Source organism: Marinobacter sp. (genome assembly GCF_035268745.1).
GTDB lineage: Bacteria > Pseudomonadota > Gammaproteobacteria > Pseudomonadales > Oleiphilaceae > Marinobacter.
This window is the reverse complement of record NZ_DATFKH010000004.1, coordinates 42412-56691: the sequence shown is the minus strand read 5'-3', so window position 1 is coordinate 56691 and position 14280 is coordinate 42412. Positions and strand designations below refer to the sequence as shown.

The following is a 14280-nucleotide window of genomic DNA, read 5'->3' as shown; positions in this document are numbered from 1 at the left end:
CTAGCTCCGGGTCAGGGCAAAACTGAGTAGCCAGCGACTGCCGCGCTCAATTTTCGAAACACCATGCTGGTATAGATCAGGACGGAACAGATATAGCCGTCCGAACAGGTTGAACATGTTTTTCTCACAGAAAAACTCGCCGCCGGCTCTGGGCTTGAGCAGCACATAATTGAGCTTGTACAGTCGTCCTTCAGAGATCATATCCAGGTGAGGGCCTATCTTGTGGCCTTCCGGGTAATGGACCAGGTAAATGCTCAGCCGTTTTGAGTGGAACAGGATCCGGGTTTTGACTTTTGCTGGCATGGTTCCAGTGTCGCTCTGGTCGGACTGATCGTCAAGCGTGCGCTGCTGGTCAGCCCGACCAGAGCAGCAGGCCAACGAATTAACCAGAGGGGACACTAGTCCCGAGTCTTTTCCGGAAGCTCAGCCAGAGGTAACCGGCACCGATGGCGAGACAGGTTGAGACTGTCGCCAGGAAATACAGAACTGGTTTCCTCATGGAATGCTGAACAATTTAAGCTACTTGGCCTCGTTCGTTGCCTCCAGGGCCGCTTCCGTGAACACCACCAGACCAAGCTCGGGACGGTAGCCATGAATCTCGGTAACATCCAGCGCCAGCAGGAAGTCCAGAATCTCCTCACTGATGACCTGTCCGGGTACCAGTACCGGGAAGCCAGGAGGATAGGGAATCACGAAACTTGAAGATACGACGTCCCTGCCTTTATCCATAACCTTCTGCAGGTCACGGTTGTCGAACCTCAGGTATTCCGTGTTCTCTTCGTCGTAGCTCAGGAAGAAGGCCCGCCGGATATCGCCTTCCCTGGAATCGGGCCTGAGTCTGAATGCGTCATGAAAACGGCTGAAATCAGGCAGCGGCGGCAGCTCCTGGGTCAGGGAGCGGACATTGTGCTCGATAATCTTGCGTTCAGCGCGACTGCTGTCCAGCCAGCGCCGGTCAAAGCCCTTGGCCAGCTTGATCAACACATCGAGCAGATAGGCAATCGAGCCCCGGCTGGTCCCGATATTGGTCATGAACAGCACCGTATTACGGGAGGTCTTGTTGATCTGGATGCCGTACTGGTTCATCAGGTATTCGTTCTTGAAGGTGTCCCCGTCAACCCCGGTCTGGCCAATGGCCATGGTGATCCGGCTCGGGTCGACCACGAATTCATCGTGGGCCCAGGCTTCCTCCATTTTGTTCCAGCCAGTGACAGGGTCGTAAAAAGTTTCTATCCCGGACTGGCGATACTCCAGCGGAATCATGTCCTTGTTAACCAGGACCCGGAAGTATTTCAGCAGGAGTGGATTGGTATAGAGGTGTTCACGCAGTGACAGTGCCGCTTCGACCTGGGCATGGACGAGTTCAAACCCTTCCATTTCGGCCTGCATCCGCCCCACGTCCAGGGACGCCAGAATCTGGTAGTTGGGTGAGGTGGAGGTATGGGTCATGTAGGCTTCATGAAACGCCGCTTCATTCTTCTGCCGGAATTCCTGGTCATAGACATGGATCATGGATCCCTGGCGCAGCGAAGTCAGAGTCTTGTGAGTGGAATGCGTGGCATAGGTGCGCACCCGAACCAGGTCAGGGTCCGGTAACAGAGGATGATCGAACCAGGTGGCGTCGTCTTCCGGGTCAAGCAGATCGAAATTCTCTTTCCACTTGGCGTATTCCTCGCGATAGGCTTCGCTGTAATAGCGGTCCCGCAGTGTCCTGGCGGCATGCATCGCCGTCCGCGGACGATAGGTCGGGTTGAAAGTGGCAAAGGCAAACCAGGCTTCATCCCACAGGAATACCAGGTCCGGTTTGATGGCAAGGCACTCTTCCATTACCCGACGGACGTTGTAGACGATACCATCGAAAGTACAGTTGGTGAGCAACAGCAGTTTTACCTTGTGAAGCTGACCATTGCGCTTGAGTTCGATCAGCGCCTTTTTAATCTCTTTGAGGGGAACAGCCCCGTACATGGAATAGTCATTCAGGGGGTAGGAGTCGAGGTAAACGACCTGGGCTCCGGCCAGGACCATGCCATAGTGGTGGGACTTGTGGCAGTCCCGGTCAACCAGCACGATATCTCCGGGTTTGATCAGCGACTGCACCACGATTTTGTTCGCCGTCGAGGTGCCATTTGTCACGAAAAAACTCTGGCGTGAACCGAAGGCCCGTGCCGCATACTCCTGGGCTTTCTTTATTGGCCCGTAGGGCTGCAGCAGTGAGTCCAGACCGCCGGAGGTGGCCGAGGTCTCGGCCAGAAATATGTTGATACCGTAGAAGTCGATCATCTGACCGGCCCAGTGGGAGCGGGTCACCGACTTGCCTCTGGAAATGGGCATGGCATGAAAAACGCCGGTGGGCTTTTTGCTGTATTCCCTCAGCGCATCAAAAAATGGGGTCCGGTACCGGGTATCGACAGCGCGGAGAATTGTGTGATGCTGCTCGATGTAGTCAGTCTCGCGGTAGAAAATCCGGTTAAAATTACGGATATCGCGACTGGCTGTATTCTCTACATCGCCACTTGTCACCAGGAACTGGTCGATCTCCGGGCGAATATCGCTGATCATTGAGCCCAGGAGAAGACTTCTCTCCGCTTCGGTTTTGGCGCCCAGCTCTACTTCTGACAGACCCTCGAGATAGTTCCGGAGGACGCTGAGGTTGTATTTCGATTTGTGGGGAAATTCATACCGGATCAGGCAGGCCTGAATGTTGGGGTTGACCAGAATGGCGATGAGGGCGTCTTCAAAACTTCTGACGGTGATCACGTCATAAATGAATTTGTCCTCAGGACGGCGCAGACGGTGGAAAGCCTCCCGCACTACGTCCTCTTCCTGGTGCGACATGGCGTCAACAATCAGAAGTTCGAAATATGGCTGTGCCGAGGTGTTCGAGGCAGGATGCCCCCTTCGGAGCTGGTCCAGGGCATCAAGGGCTTCAAGGTCCTCGGACTCCGAATCACCGCCGCTGAGATCCACGTGACGACGACGGTAGGACTCGCTGATCAGGGTCCGCACCAGGCGCCGTATGACTTTCTCAAGGGCAGCGTATTCGCCGGAGCGGAACAGCGACCAGACGTGATGGAAATCCTCTCTTGACGGGAATGCATGATAATCCTCGATGATTTCCAGCCGGGTCAGTTTTATCTCAACCGACTTGACCAGATTCCGGACATCAGTATCACGACTGGCATTAACCAGGGTTCCGAGATCTCTCTTGAGGGCGTTCCAGGTATCGGATCGCAACTGGGAAATCTTGTGATAAAAACCGAGCGCGCTGAAAGACGCCTCCTTTTCGGTTGCTTCACCCATTTTTTATTTTCCCCTTTTCCAGAATGTCTGGATGAATTGTGTAAAGAATTTCCACTCTGCCCTCTTCGAAATGATCAAACGAGAACTCAAGTGAGTGGTTGGCCCAGCAATATTGTGCCCGCCCCTCTGCTGGATAGTAGACAGCGGTATAGATCGTGCCGAGGCCGCGCCGATAGTCGCTGCGAAACAGCGGCGGCGAAAAGAAGGACGAGATCAGACGATCTTCCGTTGTTTCATCGTTGTCCAGAAGAATGGCCAACTGGCGTTCTCTTATCAGGGTTTCTGATGCCAGGGCGTGGGCGTACCATTCGATTTTTTTCTGATGGTTGGTTGCCATCGGAGTACGTTTTATGGAGGCCTCCCGGTCAGGGCCTATCATCGCGGTGACATAGTGTCCCTGGGCATCACTTACGGTAATATTGTAGGCCATGTGAGTCGGTACCCTGGCGAGAACCCGGGCTGCCTCCTCTGTATTGTCGCAGAACTCGAGTATGTAGCGCAGAATGATCGGAGCGCCGAAACCGTCCCCGACTGCCTTGCGACCACCAAATGCCAGCGAAATGGCAAGCCCGCGGTCATTCATGCCATCCAGTACCCCCCAGAGACAGTCGGACATGGCAATCACCCGCCGACCATTCCAGCATGTTGACAGAATGGTGCCCTCGCAGAGTTCCGGCGGATAATCGTAATTTCTCACCAGAACATTGCTCTGACAATTCGCCATGACTGCCTGGGAGCAACCGGTGATATAGGGAGGAGGGCGGTACAGGCTGAGCATGCGCGCTGGCAGGTCTCTGCCTCCCGACAGCTCGCAAAGCCGTCTGTAGGTTGGCAAAAGTTCTGGCATGTGCTTACTGAAAGCATTGAGACAGGCCAGATAACTGGGACGTTCGCGTTCGGTTTCGGACAGGTACCAGCTCTCGAACGCGGGCCAGTGAAACTCAAAGAGGCTGCGCCATTTCTCCCCCGGCAGAGCCTCTTCGACGGCAGTGAAAGTCAGTTGCTTGTGTTCTGTCATGGTGCTACCTCCCCCATTCCCGCAGAGAGGAGAGAGGTGGCACCAACAGAGCGGCCAGCATCATTGATCACAGGATCTTGAAATTGCCGCCACCAATGGCGTGATTGACAGCGACGGTCTCAACGGTCGGATCCTGCAGGGCCTGGCCTTTGAACTGCCCGCGGATACCGTCGATCCATGCCTTGGCCCTGGGGGTCAGTTTGAAATCATCATCCATCAGACGACCCCGGGTGATCAGAATTCCAAGATCTGCGCCCTCATATCTGAAGTCGCCCTTGCCGCTGATACGCATGAAGAACGCTTCCTGCTCGCTCTCCGCAGCGTGTGGGTGATAGCTGTAATGATCGTAGCGGATGCTGCCATCCTCGGCCATTTTCCAGACGCCTGACTGCGGGGCGTCGGTCAACAGGTCGATGGATTCATCCGTGTGTTTGATGACAAGCTGGCTCCAGCTGTCAATGCTCTCGGGGTAGGCCCAGCGCGCATTGAGTTCCTCGACGTCAATGTCGAAATCCTCTCCCGAAAATTCCAGGAGATGGAACAGAAACAGGGGAACGTCGGAATGAGCGAATGCTGCGACGTTGGTGAGCGAGCTGGCGCCGGTAACCCGCGGGTTGAGTTCGCCAAGATACACTTCGTTTGAATCCTGATCGATCAGGAAATCCAGTTCAAAATAACCGCGATATCCCTCTTCGCGCAGAGCTTCGCCGTACTTGAACGTATATTCGCGGGCCTTGTCGCGAACTTCCTGGGAGAAGGCACCCGCAAACATCTCATTGCCACACCAGCCGCCCTTGTAGGGTGTCAGCGCCTTGAACCCGACCAGTTCCGTCATCAACGGCCCTACCACGGTTCCGCAACGGGTGGTGCAGGCCTCGATAGCAGAGCCACGGCAGTTGATCCGCTTCATGATTTTGACTTCGGGCTCTGCTTCGATTTCTTCTGCGTACTTGTAGTATTCGTCCTCGTTGGAGACGAAATAGGTGGTGTGACCGGAATCGCCGAAAGCGGACTGTATCACCAGATCGTTGGTGCCCAATGGGGCGCAGACTTCCTGGAGGTGCGCATAGCTGTCCACTTTGGCCAGCACATTGGGCACGCTGGGCACTCCCACCTTGTTGCCAATACGAACGGTTTCAATCTTGTTGTCCATCCGTGACCGCAGCTTTGCCGGTGGGAAAGCGATTTTCAGGCCGAGCTGCTCACAGATTTCTTCGGTGCGCTCATCGAACATGAGAAACGCCACCGTGCCCTTGCCGCCGCGGGACTGCAGATAATCAATAACCTCCTTGTGCTCTAGCAGGTAGTTATTGATGTCCTCAATGCTTTCGAAGTCGCGCGGGAATTTCTCCTTGGGCACGAAAACATTCTTCTGCTTGTCGTCGAAGCAGTTGATGTAGTTGATATGGCGGAAATTGCCCACCCAGTCACCGATGCCCAACAGGTTGAAGTTGGTTGCGGAGATAAAATACACAGGCTCTTTGTTGTTGTGAAAATAACGGCGAATATCGGAAATGCTCTTTAACGTGCTCATTCCTTTCTCTCCTTTTCCTGACCTGTCTTGCCGGCCCTGCGAAGAATTTTCGCGGCTGGCATCAATTGTTGTTTTGTTGGGCACCGGGTTGCCTTCCGCTCCCGGTGAGAGCCAGTTGGCGATTCGCTGACGGACCATATTGAGAAGTTCACGGATCATGCTTTTCTCAACTCCTTCTTCGCCATGCCTGTTTCAGACCAGCGTGCCGCGATCAGGATCCGGCTGGATCGGATCTGACAGGTTTTTCCAGTGGCCCCAGGCTGTCGAGGTACGGAGTCGAACTCTCGGGGTGCCGATACAGCGGGAAGTCGACTTCCCGGTCCCGGAAGCTTTTAAGCGGCTGCCCGAGGCCGCGAAGACCGCGTTCCCTTTCACGACGAACCCGTGTCAGGTCGACCTCAATGGGAACTACCTCGTCTCCGATTCCGGATTGATGAATAACGTCGCCCGAGGGTCCTGCCACAATGGAACGACCGTTGCCCATGGCTCCGGCGCCGTTGAAATCGAACAGAAAGCACTGGTTGATGGCAGCGTTGGTGCGGGCGATCGAGAGTTCGATGTCCCGGTCAATTGTGTCTGTCATGGTCGGGTGCAGGATGACCTCTGCGCCCATGGCAGCCAGGGCCCGGGTAGTTTCGGGAAACCACATGTCATAGCAGATGGAAAGTCCGAACCGACCTACATTCGGAATATCAAACACGCAGAACTCGGTGCCGGCGGCAACGCCTTTCTCATAAGGGCGGAACGGAAACATCTTGCGATAACGGCAGACCACATGCCCTTCGGGATTGATGACACTTGCGGTGTTGTAGATCTTGTCTTCCACACGCTCGAACATGGAGCCAGGTATCAGCCAGATGCCATGTTCCCTGGCGATTTCGCAGAACTTGTTTTCTTTTTCGTTGGGCAGGGGTTCAGCGTGATGGGTGGAAGAACCGGTCACCACCAGCTCGCTGAACATCACCATTTGCACCTGCGGAAAACGGGACATCAGCAGATCAATCCGGTGGCGCATGGTTTCGGTGTTATCACCGTGATGCAGGGCATGCATCTGGACGCCTGCAATCGTAAAGTAGCTCATTACATTCCTCTGTGAAACGGTAAATCAGTTATGGGCGTCTTTCGCCTGGGAGTCTGGAGAGCCAGTCTCATTTTGGACTCGTTGTCATGAAGTGCCCTAGCAATCCTAGGACAAACGCCGGAGCCTGTCTAAGCCTATGCGGCAAATACTCATCGGGGTAATCCGGTATGCTCCTGTTAATCCAGGGTTATAAAAAGAAGTTCAGCACGTCAGATAATACCGGTGCCCGGACAGTAAAACCGTCGCCTGTTGCTGTCGTCGGGACTGGCCGGAAGGGTTGTCTCGGGAGCCTGCTTTTACCGCTGCGGGTCTGGTACACTTTGCGAATTAGCCATTGCCCAACTACAGAACTTCTCCAACGGCATCGGTTTGGCAAACAGGAAACCCTGCAGCCGATGGCAGCCCAACTGGCCGAGAAGCTTACTGGTTTTGCTGTCCTCCACACCTTCGGCCACAGTTTCCAGGTCGAGGGAGCGTGCCAGTTTCAAGGTGCTCTGGACGATTCCCAGGTCATTCTGGCTGGAATTCATCTGACCTATGAAGCATTTATCGACTTTCAACTCGTGGATAGGCAGACGGCTCAGGTAGGCCAGAGACGAGTAACCCGTACCAAAATCATCCAGGGCAACCTTGCAGCCACTGTTGGAAATCCGCAGCAAGGCTCCGATCACTGCTTCCATGTTGAGCATCATCGAGGTTTCCGTTACTTCGAAGATTACCCGATTCACCGGAATCGCGTGTTCCCTGATACCCGCCAGGGCAAACGACACAAACTGACTGTTGGCGAGGTTCTGAACCGACAGGTTTATACTGCAGGTAATGTTCAGGTCCCGTTCCTGCAGCGTTTGCATGGCTTTCCAGGCCTGGTCTACGACGAAGCGCGATAGCAGATCTATCAAGCCGGCATTTTCTGCGATCTCGATTATTTCACTGGCGGGCACCGGCCCGAAACGCGGACTATGCCAGCGCAACAGCATCTCTGCCCCCACCAGTTCCTGACCGGTACTGTTCATCTGTGGCTGCAGGTAAAGCTCCAGTTCGCCGGCCTCGATTGCCAGCGGCAGGGCGGTCACCAGGTCCAGGCGGCGTCGCGCGAAATCGGAGATCTCATTGTCATAGACCAGCACCGGAATCCGGCTTGATTCGCTGCGGTCGCGTGCCGCCGAGGCGTGTTGATAGAGGATTTCCGCGCTTTCGCCATGCTCGGGGGCTATAGCGACGCCACAGTGTAAATTCATGAATACAGGCAGTCTGACGGCATGGACAGAGATTTCATGATTACCCACCACCTGTGCGATAGCGGTCTCCGGTGGACCATCCAGTTGCGTGAGGTCGATCAGGAATGCCGCTGAACCGAACTCGGGAATCGCAATGTAGGCGCGCTGCTGTTTCTCCAGGCAGATGACGCCGCTCAGCCCGGCCAGCGTGTGGTTAAGCTTGTTCATCAGCTGACAGAACATTTCCTCTGCCAGCTTGTGGCCCATACTGGATGCAATGTCCTTGATCTGGGGATAGTGGGTCAGTGCTAGCGCGACCTGCCTGTGCTGCCCCATGATGGCCTTTAACTGCTGATTGAGCAGGGAGGCATTGGGCATTCGGGTTGTCGAATCGTGCATCGCCTGTTCAAGGGACTGCATTTCCAGATCCCGGACCTGTCGTTCGGCCATCTGCTGCTTCCGCAATGCCGCCAGTTTGCGTGACCGTTCGTCCTTGATGCGGTGGGCCAGGGCAAAGGACAGCAGCAGTACCTCTGCCAGCGAGCCGACCTGCAGGGCATGGTTGCTGAAGAAGTTCATCGGCATGAAGTTGAAGACGTTCAGTAAATACACAAAGGCGCCGAGAGCAAAGGCTGTCCATGCCAGTACGAAATATCGGGCTATAACGACGCCGGCTTTCAGGCAGGCCAGGCCAATGGCGATGAGCAGGGCAGCTACAAGAGTGCCCAGCAGGCTGGCAAGCAATACTGCATTGATGGGATCGGCCCAGGTGTAGACAATCAGCAGGCCGGCCAGTACCGCGGCAATCTTCATGCTGCGGTCCCAGCTGGAAGAAATGCTCTCCCACTTCAGAAAGCTGCGTGCAAACATCAAGGCAAACAGGGACACAAGTCCGGTGCTGACAGGCAGGGCATAACGGGTCAGGAATGGCTGCCCGCCCCAAATCCAGGCGCTCCCGAGACCGGAGATACAGAGCATCATCAGGCTGATCGAGCCCATGTACAGCACGTAATAGCCGTAGGCCGAATCCCTGAGGGAAACAAACAGGAACAGGTTATAGATCACCAGCGCGCACAAGGCGCCGAAATAGGCTCCCCAGTAGAGGCTCTCATGCAAAAACTGAAGCAGCAGGTGGTCCTCGCGCCAAAGCTCCACCGGTACCTGCAGTGAGGTTGCTGACCGCGCCCGCAGAAACAGTTCCACCTGCCCGTTCAGCTCAGGCGGTAACGGCAGCGCTACCTGGTAACTGTGGGGCTGTTCACGCTGGTTTTCGCTCTTCAGGCGACTGGTGTGGTAGATCGCTGGCAGTTGCCCGTTGCGCACAATATAGAGATCAACTTCCTCCAGAAGCGGATAAGGAAGTACCAGGTACCACTGGCGGGACAGGGGTTCGGGGATTGTCAGGGATGCCCTTACCCAGACAGACTGGCCGGTGAAGCCCAGGTTGAGTACGCGGTCATCCTGTTTCTTTTGCCAGTTTTCCTGCTGGATTGCCTGAGCCAGGGTTGGCTCATCGCCCAGCAAGTACTCGATGTGACTGTTCAGGCTGTAATTGCCCACGTCTCCCTGAGCCGTCAGCTCCTTGCCACTGACGGTAAGGGACACTAGCAAGGACATCGTCAATAGGACGGCCGTCTGCAGGTTGCATTTCATCGCGCTGCATTCCCGCACATTTCATTCATTCAGGGGCCTGATCAGGCGACCGCTAAAGCCGAGAAACTCCGCTTCCTGGCGAAAGGCGGGAAAGTCGCGTTCCCCGACCTCTGGCCTGCGAAGCTGCACCAGGGCCTCGACCAGACACCCGGGAATGGCCCGGTTGCTCCAGGCCGGCATGCGTGGCCACATCAGGAATTCGTCATGGGAAAGCACCACCTTTTCCACCGCGATCTGCTGTTGCTTCAGGCTTTCCAGAGTAGTGAGGCTGATGCAGGGGTGGGTATCATCTGCAATCAGGGCACCCGGGGCCATGTGTTGCTGGAATTCCAGTACGGCGTCGCCATGAGTGGTCAGGCAGATATAGAGCATTTCGCCCTCCAGATGCGATAAAGAGGAGGTCTGCAATACCGTACCCTGGTCAGTGGCTAACTCCCTGTCTTCCCCGTAGCGGGAATCAAACGCAATCACCCTGTCATACAGGCCGGTAAGATCCTGACAGACTGCGTTGCCGATGCGCCCGGCGCCTCCCAGCACGACAATGCTGGTCTGCTGGCAATACTGGGGACGTTCCAGCATTTTCCGCGCCACATCCCAGATCATGTATCGTGTTCCCAGGCTTCCTTCCACCAGCGGATCGGTAATTTCGATACCCGCTTTCATAACGAAGTTGGGGAGTCGCCCCACCAGGGCGATGCGCTGGACATCCGGGAAGTCCCGTTGCAACTGATTCAGGTAGAAGCGAACTTTTTCGGAATCTTGCTCGAGCTCATCCTCCATGTACTGCGACGCTACCATCAGGCCGCGCATGTCCCCCTGACGAATGAAACCAAGCACCATATTGTGTGGCATACGCTCGGCCATCCAGGGCGTGAAGTAGGACCCGGCCTGTTCCCTGTTACCGTACACGGCAAACAGAAAGCGGGGCTTTACCAGGGCAATAATCGCTGAGCGCAGGAAGGTATTGGCCATAAAAACCCCAACACGGCGGCTTTTTTTCCAGAGTACACGCTTGTTTTTGGCGATCAGTCGTTGCCAGGACGGGCTGTCTTCAAAGAGTTGGTTCAGATTGCTATCAGAAAAGTGAGTGCGGTCGAGCTGCAGGCCAATGTGCGACTTGTCGGTGTGCGTCACCCGCGCCGACACCCGGATATCCGGCCTGTCGCGAAAATCGACGTCAATGACTTCGCCGGGGCGAATGTACACCTGTCTCGGCCTCTTCAGGAGCAGGCCGCTGGCTGACACGTCCAGCGTATTTGTTTCAATGGTGTGACTGGCAAACGTAAGTACTACCGGGACCCTGATCCCGGATCGCAAATGCCGGCGATACTCTCCATGCATTTTTACCATGGCTGACCCTGACTCCCGGGCTGAAATGAAATTTGATTATGGTTTATAGTCTGTACGGTTGTGTCGGTGCTGTCTACGCTGATATCCGCGGCATCTGCGGCGCGAACGGAACTTTTCGGTGTCTCGAAAATAGCGCCGGGCAATCCATAAGGCCCTTTATTAAGCGGCTTCAGCTTTGTTGTTGATACCGGAGTTTGCCGGTTTTGTCAGTCGGTTCCAGAGATTTTGAGTGACAAAGGGTAACAGTTTGGCACCAGGCTCAACTGAATCGGGCGCAAAGCTGAGTCTGCTGCGTGCCTGGAGGCGGCTATCCGGGCCTGCTTGCTCGCCATTATCCGCCGAACTGGCAAAGGTTCTGCATCATTTCCCAAGGGTGTTGGATAAATGCCATTCAGTCCCCAGATAGTGATCAAGTGAATCAGGAGGGGCAATTATGACAGGGTCAGAAAAAGCTGACAAAACAGTGCAGGGGCAAATGCGTCGTGACCGGAAATTTTCTGTGTCCTCAAACCGGGGCAGGGCCAGCCATAAGCTCCGTTATGTGGAGACTGGCGGTGCGGCTGTGGATACGGATGACTGCAGCTTTTGTCAGTCGGTCCCTGAAATTTCCGGGGACAAAGAGTGACGAAATTGCAGCCATTGGGCACGAAGCTGAACATCCGGGGATTTTCGCAGTCGTCCTGGTAATGCTCCCGGGCCGATGACGGCTCAAGGCGGGTAACAGAGCTCTTTCCGAGGCCAGGCCTAATGGTTACGGTCACGGGGAGCAGTGTCCGTGACTATTCAGGTATGGTTGCTGTGCTTCAACATCTCTCCGAAGTCCTGTTTCCGCTACTTTCGCTGATCGTACTCGGGGCGCTTCTTGGCCGTAACACCGATTTTTTCGATGGCAGGGCGCTGTCGGGCCTGGTGACTGCGGTTGGCATTCCTGCGCTTTTGCTCCATTCCGTGCTGAATATGGATATGGACATCGCGGGAATGGGTGCCCTTATAGGTATTACCCTGGTCTGGTTAGTGGTGATGTCAGCCGCTACGGCCTTGCTGCTGCTGATGACCGGTATCCCTGTCAGGCCTTATCTGCCCGCGTTGGTCCACCCCAATACCGGAAATATGGGAATTCCGGTGTGCTTTGCATTATTTGGCCCCCAGTCGCTTGGCCTGGCAGTGGTGATTTCATCAGTGATTCAGGTCAGCCACTTCACGCTTGGCATCGGTTGCCTTTCTGGTCGTTTTTCCGTGCGCTCAATGCTCGAAAACGGCCCTGTGCTGGCGCTGATTGCCGGGGCGACGCTGCTGGCAACCGGCATTCAATTGCCGGAACCGGCGATGACGACTCTGGACATGCTTGGCTCCATCACCGTCCCGGTGATGCTGATGTTACTGGGTAACTCCATTGCCAGTCTGAAACTGTCGGGTATGAAGGATATACTGAGGTCTGTGGGCTTCAGCCTGTACCGGCCACTGGCAGGTCTTGCGCTGGCCTGGCTGCTGTTGCTGTTCTGGCCCCTGAATGCGCTGGAGGCGCAGGTATTTCTGATTCAGTGTGCCATGCCGGTGGCGGTCATGAGTTACGTGCTGGCGGTACGGTACCAGGGCCCGTCGCAGGAGATAGCGCTGACCATTCCACTGTCCCTGACCGTTTCGTTAGCTGTGGTGGTGGTTTTTGCCGTGTTCTGACGGGCGTCACCACTGAACTTGGCGGAGTGATTCTGGAAATACTATGGCAAAGCCCACCGAAGCCCGACAAAGAGAGATACTCCGGCGGCTGGAAAAATTCAGCCGTTTTACCGACAGCAGCATTGGATTACCCTTCACGAAATTCAGTATTGGCGTCGAGGCCATCATTGGCCTGATCCCGGTAATTGGCGACATGGCGGGCCTGATAATGTCCGGCTATGTGCTTGTTGAGGCCCAGCGGGCCGGTGCGACCAGGGAGGTAAAACTGCGTATGCTGAGAAATATGGGCATCGATTTTGTTGGTGGCCTGATGCCGGTGTTCGGCGATGCCTTCGATGCGGTTTTCAAGGCCAACACCCGCAATACCCGGTTGCTGAGAGAATATCTGGAAGAACAGCTCGCGGTAGCGCCACCAGCGCCACAGTTTCCCTGGCGAGCCCTGATTGGGCTGACCCTTGCCGTTGCGGTCGTTACCGGTGGCTTGATGCTGATCCTGTAGGTTCTGGAGTTCGCGATGAGTAACGACTGGCTTTTGATACTGGCCGACTCCCTGCTGATTGTTCATACGCTGCTCGTCGCCTTTGTGATTCTGGGGCTGATGGCGGTTTATGCCGGGCATTTCCGCAGGTGGAGCTGGGTGCGCAATTTCTGGTTCAGGCTCAGCCACCTGACGGTTATTGCCATCGTGGTCCTGCAGTCATGGTTTGGCCGGATTTGTCCGCTGACGGAATGGGAAATGGCACTGCGTGAGAAGGCCGGCGATTCCGGCTACGACGGATCCTTCATCCAGCACTGGCTTCAGTCCATCCTCTACTACAGTGCTCCGGAGTGGGTGTTTATCCTCGGCTATACGGTGTTCGGGCTTCTGGTTCTGGCGAGCTGGTTTCTGGTTCCCCCCAAACGGATCGGCTGCCGCGCAGCAGCCACGGGGATCCGGGATGGCCAATAGCTGTGGAATTGTCAGCAACCTGACGATTTGCTATCTGTTCCCTGCTTTGCTGCTTCCCCCTGCTTCCTGACCTCAAAATTCTCGAGCTCAACGTTGATGGCGTTTGTCGAAATAACAATCTCGTAGAGTGAATACAGCAGCGAAATCGACAGCAGAATAAGGCTGATTCCGAACGCGATGGCACCTGCGAGCTCAATGCCCAGAAACAGTACGAACATGGACACGGTACAGACGAAAAAACTCAGTACACCGTAGGTCTGCATGCGTTTGGTCAGCAGAATGCGTTTGCGCAGCATGCTGATCTGCCTGGCAATCAGGGCATGATCCTCCTCTGAGTCCATCTGTCTGAGCTGGCGGATAAGCTGGGCCAGCACGAGAAAGCGATTGGTGTAGGCCAGCAGCAGCAATGAAATGGCCGGAAATAACAGGGCAGGGGTGGTGAGTGTCAAGGTTTGCTCCTTGGTTTGCGCGGGCGGTTAAGTTGTGGACGCTGGAGAATCA

At 55.4% G+C, this 14280-nt stretch carries 11 protein-coding genes; 3 read left to right on the top strand and 8 right to left on the bottom strand.

The window, feature by feature from the left end; genetic code table 11:
* The 7 genes from VJ956_RS00485 to VJ956_RS00455 all read right to left on the bottom strand — a co-directional run bounded on the left by VJ956_RS00485 (window position 1) and on the right by VJ956_RS00455 (window position 11144).
* Entirely contained in the window at window positions 1-303 is a 303-nt protein-coding gene (locus tag VJ956_RS00485; RefSeq protein WP_324080488.1) for a 2OG-Fe(II) oxygenase, read from the bottom strand.
* Between the two features lie 216 nt (window positions 304-519).
* On the bottom strand, window positions 520-3300 hold the full coding sequence (locus VJ956_RS00480) for an aminotransferase class I/II-fold pyridoxal phosphate-dependent enzyme (RefSeq protein WP_324080486.1): 2781 nt from the start codon (window positions 3298-3300) through the stop codon (window positions 520-522).
* The gene (locus tag VJ956_RS00475; protein WP_324080484.1) at window positions 3293-4318 is read right to left on the bottom strand and encodes a C45 family peptidase; all 1026 of its coding nucleotides are present in this window, start codon (window positions 4316-4318) and stop codon (window positions 3293-3295) included. Before VJ956_RS00475 ends, VJ956_RS00480 begins: the two co-directional genes overlap by 8 nt.
* 67 nt (window positions 4319-4385) lie before the next feature.
* The gene (locus tag VJ956_RS00470; protein ID WP_324080483.1) at window positions 4386-5852 is read right to left on the bottom strand and encodes a biotin carboxylase; all 1467 of its coding nucleotides are present in this window, start codon (window positions 5850-5852) and stop codon (window positions 4386-4388) included.
* A gap of 211 nt (window positions 5853-6063) precedes the next feature.
* The gene (locus VJ956_RS00465) at window positions 6064-6933 is read right to left on the bottom strand and encodes a carbon-nitrogen hydrolase family protein (RefSeq protein WP_324080482.1); all 870 of its coding nucleotides are present in this window, start codon (window positions 6931-6933) and stop codon (window positions 6064-6066) included.
* A 296-nt stretch (window positions 6934-7229) separates the two neighbouring features.
* Window positions 7230-9767: an EAL domain-containing protein gene (locus tag VJ956_RS00460; RefSeq protein WP_324080481.1), complete on the bottom strand. Its 2538-nt coding sequence runs from the start codon at window positions 9765-9767 to the stop codon at window positions 7230-7232.
* A gap of 57 nt (window positions 9768-9824) precedes the next feature.
* Window positions 9825-11144: a PilZ domain-containing protein gene (locus VJ956_RS00455; protein ID WP_324080492.1), complete on the bottom strand. Its 1320-nt coding sequence runs from the start codon at window positions 11142-11144 to the stop codon at window positions 9825-9827.
* Between the two features lie 798 nt (window positions 11145-11942).
* On the opposite strand from VJ956_RS00455, the gene VJ956_RS00450 reads away from it, so the two are divergent.
* From VJ956_RS00450 to VJ956_RS00440, 3 genes are read left to right on the top strand one after another with little or no spacing between them, the layout of a single operon-like run.
* The gene (locus VJ956_RS00450) at window positions 11943-12830 is read left to right on the top strand and encodes an AEC family transporter (protein WP_324080491.1); all 888 of its coding nucleotides are present in this window, start codon (window positions 11943-11945) and stop codon (window positions 12828-12830) included.
* A 43-nt stretch (window positions 12831-12873) separates the two neighbouring features.
* Window positions 12874-13329 carry a DUF4112 domain-containing protein gene (locus VJ956_RS00445; protein WP_324080479.1) on the top strand — a complete coding sequence of 152 codons (456 nt, stop codon included), beginning with the start codon at window positions 12874-12876 and terminating at the stop codon, window positions 13327-13329.
* A gap of 15 nt (window positions 13330-13344) precedes the next feature.
* Window positions 13345-13779 carry a DUF2784 domain-containing protein gene (locus tag VJ956_RS00440; RefSeq protein WP_324080477.1) on the top strand — a complete coding sequence of 145 codons (435 nt, stop codon included), beginning with the start codon at window positions 13345-13347 and terminating at the stop codon, window positions 13777-13779.
* Window positions 13780-13790: 11 nt separating this feature from the next.
* On the opposite strand, the gene VJ956_RS00435 is transcribed toward VJ956_RS00440, so the two are convergent.
* The gene (locus VJ956_RS00435; protein WP_324080476.1) at window positions 13791-14228 is read right to left on the bottom strand and encodes a DUF2721 domain-containing protein; all 438 of its coding nucleotides are present in this window, start codon (window positions 14226-14228) and stop codon (window positions 13791-13793) included.
* Between the last annotated feature and the right edge of the window lie 52 nt (window positions 14229-14280).